The sequence below is a fragment of the Streptomyces plumbidurans genome, from assembly GCF_019857225.1.
GTDB lineage: Bacteria > Actinomycetota > Actinomycetes > Streptomycetales > Streptomycetaceae > Streptomyces > Streptomyces plumbidurans.
Window position 1 is genome coordinate 1 of sequence record NZ_JAFJSY010000171.1, and the last position, 1,098, is coordinate 1,098.

The 1,098-nt window shown below is 69.8% G+C and carries 2 protein-coding genes; one reads left to right on the top strand and one right to left on the bottom strand.

Annotated elements, in window-relative coordinates:
- Positions 1–166: 166 nt before the first annotated feature.
- Positions 167–763: a YceI family protein gene (locus JYK17_RS40250; protein ID WP_222812325.1), complete on the top strand. Its 597-nt coding sequence runs from the start codon at positions 167–169 to the stop codon at positions 761–763.
- 101 nt (positions 764–864) lie between these two features.
- Here JYK17_RS40250 and JYK17_RS40255 read toward each other — a convergent pair.
- On the bottom strand, positions 865–1,098 hold a 234-nt coding region (locus JYK17_RS40255), incomplete at its 5' end, for a DUF6510 family protein (protein WP_222812326.1).

Consider the following 1,098-nt stretch of genomic DNA (forward strand, 5'->3'; position numbering starts at 1 on the left):
CCACCGCGCAAGGTCACCATCAACCCGACGTTCATGCACCGCGAATCCGCGGCTGTCCCCCTCCCGACAGCACCCCCTGACCCGACCTCCAGGCAGACAGCCAGTAAGGGGGCCGGAGGCGTCGCCGCTAATCATCAACGACGTGGGACCGATGAGGGAGGCCGATATGACCAGCCGAACAGGAACCCGGTCGCGCGCAATGGAGCGCGCAGCGGACGTCGCGACCTATCTCATCGACCCGGACGACAGCAGCGTCAGTCTCCACGCACGTAACCTTGCGTGTGCCGGCTTTCGCGGCGTGTTCCGGCACGTCGCGGGCACGCTCACCCTGGACCGCGAGCGACCTGAGCGGACGGCGTTCGCGGTATACGCGACGGCGTCGAGTCTCGACACCGGTTCGGAGGAACGGGACGCGCGCATGTGCGGAGCCGCCTTCCTCGACGCCGGGCGGCACCCGCTCGTGTCGTTCTGGTCCTCCTCGGCCGAAGTCCACCATGCGGGTCTGTTCCGGCTCGTCGGAAACCTGTCGCTCAGGGGAATCACGCAGCCGCTCGTTGTCGACGCGGTGCGCCACGAACGCGCCCGTGGACCACAGGGTCCGGAGCTCGTGACGGTAGCGGGGCGCTCCGTACTGAAGCGATCGGAATGGAGCCCGCTGCGGACCGCGGGCGTCGAGGCGGGCGCATGGTTCGCGGGCGATGACGTCGAGCTGTTCTTCGACGTCTGCGCAGTGAAGCAGGAACCCCTCGGATGGCGGCCCTGAGCGCTGTGTTCCGACCCGGCGCCGGGTGATCGGGGTCGCGCACGTACCCGCGGCGGGCGCTCTCTGAGCGATGCATGCCCGGAGAGCGCCGCGCCTGTGGGTCATCCTCCCGTGGGGATCGACAGTACGGTGACGCCGCGCATGTCGAGCCGGCTCGTGCCCACCGTGCTCACCAGGCGGATCATCACCTGCCCGCAACTCTGGCACCGGGCGACGAGTCCTGGTGCCCGCGCGTACACCCGCAGTCCGGCGACGGGCCCGGTGCGACCGCAGTGGGCACACCGGCTGATCGCCGCGGTCAGGTCCACGGAGAAGATCTCGGCGAGGGGTCCGGC